Origin of the sequence: Paenibacillus maysiensis (genome assembly GCF_000520815.1) — a bacterium.
Classification (GTDB): Bacteria; Bacillota; Bacilli; order Paenibacillales; family Paenibacillaceae; genus Paenibacillus; species Paenibacillus maysiensis.
Genome location: NZ_ASRY01000337.1, coordinates 1 through 7,908 on the forward strand (window position 1 = coordinate 1; position 7,908 = coordinate 7,908).

The following is a 7,908-nucleotide window of genomic DNA, read 5'->3' on the forward strand; positions in this document are numbered from 1 at the left end:
ACAAAAGAGTCGAGGGCGTGATGAGTCTTCTAAGAAGCTAAGTCGTCCGTTATTTGTGTATATCACCTATTCTGATTTACTGTGTGCAAGTGTCTGTGAAGCTCAAGGCGATTATCAACAAGCTCTACAATATACATACGCCTACGCTAATTTAGATTGGGTCAAAGAGACGGACGAAGATGCACTATATTGGATAAAACTGTATAAAGATTGGGCGCAATGTAATACCTATGTTAATAAACTTCTGTCTGGTGATATCAGTGTGCTTCAAGATTATGTTGAATATATAGCAGCAATATCAGGCTCTAATGAACAAGAGAAAATCTCCAAATTGTTGAATGTTATAATTGCAGCAAACCGATTTGAATTGGAAGTGGATGATATACTTCAACGGTTTGAAACGGAGATTAATTCGTTTTCTAAACAGCCTCTATCCGATGATATGTATAACCAACAGGTGATACCGGACTATGTCGCGTGGTTTGGTTACGAGTTAGCTTATTATTATTTACATCGAGGGTCTTACATTGATGGTTTTAAACATTTGATGTATTCAATGGTAAGTTATCATACACTAAATAATGAGACTTATTTTATAAACTGTACAGGGCTTTTTGCACATTTCCAAGCATATGCGCTTCCTGAGACCAGAGAAGAGTATTTCAAACTATTAGAAAAGGTGTGGATGAACAATGTTAAAAAAAATGGTACTGCTGATCATCGCGGCTAGCTTTTTGTTTATTGTTACTGTACCTGTTCACTCGCATGATATACGGCCTCAAGTACAGGTTGGAGGTTCTTAAACGTGTAACAATTGAATTAAAAAATTGCTCAAAAATGCACTCCTAAAACGGTTATTGGAGAGAACCAACAGGTCTAGCCAATGAAGTTTTGGGGTGCATTTTATTATATATGAATAATCAACATACATTTGGAAATGGTGAGTAAAATAATTTTACTCAGCAAAAAACGAAAACCGATATTGTTCAGGAACTCGGTATCACGAAACAACAGCTACATAACTATAAAAAACTCCTAAAGTTGATTCCTGAGTTACAGGATATGATTGAAGATCAGGATTTTGTAGCCGCTAACTCAGTACGCTATGAGAAAAAATTTGATTCAGTTTGGAGCTTCCTAGACTATATGTCGTATGGTATTCCAAAAGGAATGTATGAAGGATATATGGAGCGAGCAGCTAAACAAAACGATTCATGGAACGACAAACTCAATTTCGGTACATTTGGAGTAACGGGTATGATTCAGGGGGCATTTAATCTAAACAATGCCTGGTCAAAGGAACATTGGGCCAATATGATGGTATATTTAAAACAGACTATGAGACTGCTCATAACGCTGCGGTAAAGGTCGGGTCGTCCATGGGAAATAGAGTAGAGGAGACTTTATAATGGGAGCATTTGTTTTACTTTTTAAAGAACATGAGGATGAGACAGTAGTTATTTATAGATATGGCCCAAATGAACACATTATGGGGAAAATTCAATTGAATAAGGAGACTAAGTTGTTCTCTGAAATTGAACCTTTACCAGATCCGAGTCATTCAAATAAATTTTATTTTGATAGGGCTGCACGGCGAATGGTACGTTGCTTCGTTAAAGAAGGTGGTATATTTCCCGACAAGATGACATTTGAATCATAAAGTATCTTCAAGAATACGAACCGAGCTTGCTCCTTTAACAATAAAAAATGGACATAAGCTTGGTCAGACACATATTAGCCTCGCCCCACTCCTAAAATAAGTTTTTCCAGCGTAGCGTCTCGTTATCAGTCTCTTTCACCCATTCCAAATCAGTAGATTCATTGGCTATTTGCAAGGATACACATAGTTTCCTTACTCATAATAAATACCTCGGCCTATGGAACATTATGATCGCAGTCAATCGTTATGGCATAGACGTAGATGATATTCTGAATCGATTTGAGTGTGAAATTTCAAACATACATGATCACGGAGAAATACAAACAATGACCAGCAAAATATTAATAATCAGCTTGTTGGCGTATTGAGTGAATTGGCTGAATATTGTTTATCCAGAGGCCAGTACGAAAAGGGAGTTCGGTATTTAATACGAATAGACCGCCTACTCTGGTAAGGTAACGGTCCATTTCATGACACAACCTACTGCCGACGCTCTTCAAAGCGGCTGTTGCCAAAGAGTGAGGATGTTAGCGCATCCTTGCTCTTTTCTATTATGAGCTTCTTGACTACGTTTTATCATAAGACCAATAGTATTGATAATAACGTAAAGGCGTATTGCGGTAAAACGTATTGTGAATTTTAATGAATAGTTGCATACGGCTTAAAAGATAACCATCATTTTCAAAATAAGTACTGTCCTGATTTGTAAGATTGTGGTATCCTAGAACGTATATATTGTTATTTTACATATTGGAGTTGAATCAGACAAATGAGTAATTTATACAAAGACCCCCAATCGTCCGATCCTTTTCAGGATACGAATGGTTATAACGCCCCATTTAATCCGCCCCCACAGCCACCGGCTACGAATAGTAAATCAATTGCGTCTATGGTATTAGGCATTTTGAATCTTATGTTGGTGTTCATGCCTTACATATCGGTTATATTGGGGATAATTGCTATTGTTTTAAGTGCAATCTCGTTCAAGGAAATTCGCCGTTATGGTGAAAACGGTAAAGGTATGGCGGTTGCAGGTTTAGTATGTGGCATTGTCGGTACGAGTATCGGCCTTATTATTCTTGCTTTAATTATAGTTTTCATGGTAATAGGAAGAGACTTTAATTCCAATTAGTTTTCCGAAATTTAATGAAATCAGTGAGCTCATACACTTGTTCCCTTCACGATTGGAATTCCAGATGCTATGATGGATGGAGTCCAATCAAGGAGAGTGAAGGCCGCATGGCACGTACTCAAACACAAAAAGCGCTAAGCAAGGCGAAGCGCGCCGGAAACTACTGCTCTGCACAGAGCCGCAAAACAAATGGTCATTATGGCGAGATATCGCAGCATGTGCGAATGAAGCCAACCAAGCAGGAACAATTACAAAGAGTCAAGCACAAGAAGCGAATCGTTCAGAGCGACGCTTCTTTTTTTGTCTTCCGTGTGAAAAAAGGACTTGATAATAATTATCATTCTTGTTAGAATGTGAAAAGAAAAAGGAACCCGGTCAGGGGCTCCTTTCCAAGGCACGAATTACTTGGCTTCAAAGGTTTTGCAGTCCGTTTCTTCGGACGTGTGAGTGTCTTCAGGTCTGTTGCTTACGATATAAATGGAGCTAGCGCTACATTTGTTGTCTTGAGCCCAGTACGTACATGAGTTGACTTCACACAGAACGTCTTTTGCCATGTTTGTTCACCTCCTTATATGGATGTGACGGGCTGAGCAAATATAATCACGGTCAGTCAAGGTAGGACTTGTCCAACTGTGTTTACCCTCTTGTCGAAAAGAGGGATTTTGCTATGCCTACCTGTACAATATCAAAGGAATTTTAAAATTGCAATGTTTGCTTTATTTTGCAGTTCAAAGCGGACATAAGTGTCCCTTATAATTTTAAAAAAAGCTGTCCTCCATGCAGAACGAAATGTTTCTCTGCCGGAGAACCGCTTTTTTTGTTTTTCTGACATACAAAAGACTTAGTGCACGTTAGGAATATTTACGATGGGATCAATGTCAGCATCATAGTCTACACCCTCGAATTCAAAGCCGAATAGCTGGAAAAATTCGCGACGATATCCTTCAAGATCGGACAGCTCGTAGATATTGTCTGTCGTCAGCTCGCCCCATATTTTTGCAACCTCTGCCTGTACGTCTTCACGCAATTCCCAATCATCAATGCGAATACGTCCTTCTTCATCTACTGGAGTTTCCGGAGCATACAGACGCTCGGCAAACAGACGGTAGTTCTGCTCCACGCAGCCTTCATGTAGTCCTTTTTCCTTCATCACTTTGTACAAAGCTGAAATATACAGAGGTACGACAGGGATGGCAGAGCTGGATTGGGTAACCAGTCCTTTGGTAACTGCGACGAAGGCGCGTCCGCCTGTGGCTTTCAGCTGATCGTTCAGCTCACGTGCTGTTGCTTCCAGATGATCCTTTGCACTTCCGATACTGCCTTCTCTGTAGACGGCTTGGGTAATATCTGAACCGATATACGAAAAGGAGAAGGTCGTTGCGGAATCAGCCAGTACACCGCCTTCACGCAAGGCGTCAATCCACAATTGCCAGTCCTCGCCGCCCATAACCTCCACAGTCCCATGCACTTCTTCTTCCGTCGCGGGTTCCAGAGTAACGCTGGTGACTTCGCCGGTGTGGAAGTTGACGGTCTTGTTGGTGTAGGGTTTGCCGATGGGTTTAAGCACGGAATTAAACGTTTCACCTGTGCGGGGATTCGTGCGGCGACCGGAAGCGACACTGTAAACCACCAGATCGACTTGTCCCAGCTCTTCGCGAATGACCTTCACCGTTTTGGCTTTGATTTCATCTGAGAAGGCATCACCTGTCACGCTAAAGGATCGGAGCCCTGCTTCCTGAGCAGCTTTTTCAAATGCAGCAGAATTGTACCAGCCTGCCGATGCTGTCCGTGTGGCCGTAGCATTACTAGAACGATATACACCAATTGTATTGGCACGCGCACCGAAGGCGGCAGTAATGCGAGAAGCCAACCCATATCCGGCAGATGCGCCGATCACAAGCACATTACGAGGTCCCTGGATAGCAGGACGGGCCTGTACATAGTCAATTTGCTCCTGAACATGTTGGGCACAGCCCACCGGATGAGCAGTGGTGCAGATAAAGCCACGTGTTCTTGGTTTGATAATCATGTTATTGTAATTCCTCTCTTCTTCTAGCAATCTTCACCCTTACTATTTTAACTTTTAACAATTTTTTTTCAAACGTGGATTTCAGTAAGTATCCATTTTACGAAAAAGTGTATCCTTGCATGGGGTGGCAAGTGCCTAAGGGCCTGCATATGATGCTGTAACGATAAATATGAGAAGGGAGAGAGCTGCTTGAAGAACAAGAGCCGAAAAACCACCAGAAACAAAAAGCCGCTCTATCGTGTAATTGACCCGGACATGAATGAATTAAGTATGATACAGCGCTCGAAGCCACAGCCTGCGGAGAGGGAGACAGAAGCAAGACTTCATCAAGTTGTTTCTCCGCCTCCCCCAATAGCAGAGGAGCCGGAGCTACAGACAGTTGTCGAGCCTGAAGTCCATATCGAGCACGGGACTGAGGTTGAAGATGCGGTTGAAGAAGAGCCTGAGGTTTCGATGGAGGAACCAAAAGAGCCTGAGCCACTGCCTGATCCGATTGACGTCGAGGAAATTTTGAATAATAAAAAAGCGCCGCATGTAAATAATGCTTTCATTTATACAGACGATTTGAGCGATCTGGCTGTAACTGGGGAGAAGATTGCTCCCGGCTCCATAGATTCCAGTAAGATGAAGCCAGAAAGCATCCAAACGGAATACCTGGCAGATTATGCCGTTCATACGATTAAAATAGCCGATGGTGCAGTGACTTCTTCGAAGATTGCCCCGGATTCCATTACGGTGGAGCATCTGTCGGACGCATCGGTGGCAGGCAGCAAATTGCAGGATCGTTCCATTGGTGGTGAAAAACTTCGTGATGGCAGCATCACTCCAGAAAAGCTGGCTGATAAGATTATCAGCGGCGATCATATTGCGAATGGCTCCATTGAGAGCCGTCACTTCAAGCAATGGATTGTATCTCCAGACATGCTTCAAGACCAGGCGGTCACCTCCGATAAAATTCGCAGCGGTACGATTCAATCTAACAATTTGGCTAATGAGGCCGTCGACAGCTCCAAGCTTGGAGACCAGTCTGTCACCACTTCTAAACTGCGGGATGGGGCTGTGGATGGTTCTAAAATACAGGCTGGCAGCATTGAGAGCGCACACCTGACCGAGCATGCCGTTAATTCCCGGCATCTGGCCCCTGGTTCGATTAACCGCAAGCAGCTATCCAACGGAATTGTGGGCAAGGAGCAATTGGAGGAAGGTGTTGTCAGCGGGCGTCATCTGGAGCCTGAGGCGGTCACCAGTGCGCATATTCAGGCCGGAGCGATTGAAAGAAAGCATCTGAGTCCTGGCTCCATCGGGGAAGAGCAGCTTGGAACAGGCCAAGTGACAGCCCGCCATCTGGCGGATCGGAGCATTCAGTCCAATAAACTGGCGGATCAGTCTGTAGGCTCGTTGCAAATTGTCGATCAATCCGTCACTTCATCCAAAATATCGGATCAGAGCATTTTACCGCACAAAATTGCCGATGAGGCGGTACTTACCAGACATATTGCTACAGCAGCCATACAAAGCCCTCAGATTTCCCCAGAGGCAGTCTCATCCTTACATCTCCAGTCCGAAGTCATTCGGAAAGATCATATTGCACCGGAGGCGGTTACGGAGCGGCATTTGCAATCCGGGGCTGTGACGAGCGAGAAATTAGGGAAGGGCGCAGTTCTGGATCACCATGTGGCGAATCAGGCTGTCAAGGAAAATCACATTGCTTCGAACGCTATTAAGTCTGACAAAATCGCTGACGAAGCGGTTACGGAAGCCAAAATTGCCGCAGGAGCGGTAACTGGAAATAAAATTGCGCCTCAAGAAATTGCAGATGTACACATTGCACCCAGGGCTATTCGCGAAAACCATCTGGCGGATAACAGTGTGGGTGGAAAGGCATTGCAGGCTCAATCCGTCAGCTCTGCACATTTGGCCTCCAGCTCTGTGCTGAGCGAACATATCGGGAACGGCAGCGTAGGAACCTCGGCCTTGCAAGGGCAGTCCGTTACCGCAGACATATTGGGTGAAGGCGCTGTTCAAACAGGGCATCTGGCGAGTGGAGCGGTATACTCCCATCATTTGCAGGATCATGCCGTCACTTCGCTGAAACTGTCGCCAGAGAGTGTGGCTACGGATAAAATTAATGATTTGGCGATTACAGCGCCTAAATTGGCAGAGGGAAGCGTAACTTCCTCCAAGCTATCCGCACGCTCCGTGCAGCCATGGCACATTACAGATAAAGCAGTACAGAGCAATCATCTGGCTGTTGAAGCGGTGGAAGCGAATCATCTCGCTCCTGAATCCGTCACCTCCAACCATTTGCAATCTGCATCAGTCCAGACCAAGCATCTCGCCCCGGATAGCGTATCCGGTCATGTACTTCAGGCGGAAAGCGTCACCTCGGAGAAGTTGGCGGCTCGGGCCGTGCAAGCGCCAAACCTGGCGGAAGGCAGCGTCGGCCCTGCACATTTGGCTGCGCAAGCGGTACACACCCGGCATTTGGCAGCTGGAGCGGTACAGGAAACTGCGCTGGCCCAGAACGCTGTAAAGTCTACGCATCTTGCGCCCGAATCTATCCAATCGGAGCACTTGCAAAACGGAGTCATTCAAGGAGAGCACATTGCATTGCAGGCTGTGGCTACTCCGGCCCTACAGGATGAAGCGGTCACCTCTGCCAAACTGTCGGAGGGAAGCGTAACTTCTACCAAGCTGTCTGCCCATGCGGTGCAGTCCGGACATATTATGGATGAAGCTGTACAAAGCAACCATTTGGCTGTGGCGGCTGTGGATTCGGCACATCTGGCTGCCGGAGCGGTCACCTCGGTGCATCTCCAGGCTTCCTCGGTGCTCACGAGACATTTGGCCCCGGATAGTGTGTCTGGTCGTGCGCTTCAAGCGGAAAGCATTACCTCCGAAAAGCTGGCGGCGCGCTCGGTACAAGGAATGAACCTCGCGGAAGGCAGCGTCGGTCCTCCGCATCTGTCTGCGCAGGCCGTACACCCCCGGCATCTGGCAGCTGGAGCGGTACAGGATAGAGCGCTGGCAGAGGGAGCAGTGAAGTCCGTGCACATCGCACCGGAGTCCATCCAGCCGCACCATCTG

At 45.7% G+C, this 7,908-nt stretch carries 5 protein-coding genes and 3 pseudogenes; 6 read left to right on the plus strand and 2 right to left on the minus strand.

The genetic code is table 11. The annotated features are described in order from the left end of the window. From L696_RS31075 to L696_RS0126915, 5 genes and pseudogenes are all read left to right on the plus strand, one after another. Positions 1–730: pseudogene (locus L696_RS31075) on the plus strand (transcriptional regulator); the annotation flags it as partial. A gap of 344 nt (positions 731–1,074) precedes the next feature. Continuing rightward, positions 1,075–1,320, plus strand: a pseudogene (locus L696_RS0126900) (WXG100 family type VII secretion target); the annotation flags it as partial. A gap of 88 nt (positions 1,321–1,408) precedes the next feature. After that, positions 1,409–1,660: a hypothetical protein gene (locus tag L696_RS0126905; protein WP_025686404.1), complete on the plus strand. Its 252-nt coding sequence runs from the start codon at positions 1,409–1,411 to the stop codon at positions 1,658–1,660. A 769-nt stretch (positions 1,661–2,429) separates the two neighbouring features. Continuing rightward, complete coding sequence (locus L696_RS0126910; RefSeq protein WP_049827536.1) at positions 2,430–2,792, plus strand: DUF4190 domain-containing protein; 363 nt, start codon at positions 2,430–2,432, stop codon at positions 2,790–2,792. A gap of 107 nt (positions 2,793–2,899) precedes the next feature. After that, complete coding sequence (locus L696_RS0126915; protein ID WP_025686405.1) at positions 2,900–3,142, plus strand: hypothetical protein; 243 nt, start codon at positions 2,900–2,902, stop codon at positions 3,140–3,142. A 51-nt stretch (positions 3,143–3,193) separates the two neighbouring features. On the opposite strand, the gene L696_RS30025 is transcribed toward L696_RS0126915, so the two are convergent. Further along, entirely contained in the window at positions 3,194–3,346 is a 153-nt protein-coding gene (locus L696_RS30025; RefSeq protein ID WP_081750803.1) for a DUF1540 domain-containing protein, read from the minus strand. Between the two features lie 287 nt (positions 3,347–3,633). After that, positions 3,634–4,821: an enoyl-ACP reductase FabV gene (gene fabV / locus L696_RS0126925; protein ID WP_025686406.1), complete on the minus strand. Its 1,188-nt coding sequence runs from the start codon at positions 4,819–4,821 to the stop codon at positions 3,634–3,636. Positions 4,822–5,010: 189 nt separating this feature from the next. Between fabV and L696_RS0126930 the strand changes: the two are divergent. Then, a pseudogene (locus L696_RS0126930) lies at positions 5,011–7,908 on the plus strand (WIAG-tail domain); the annotation flags it as partial.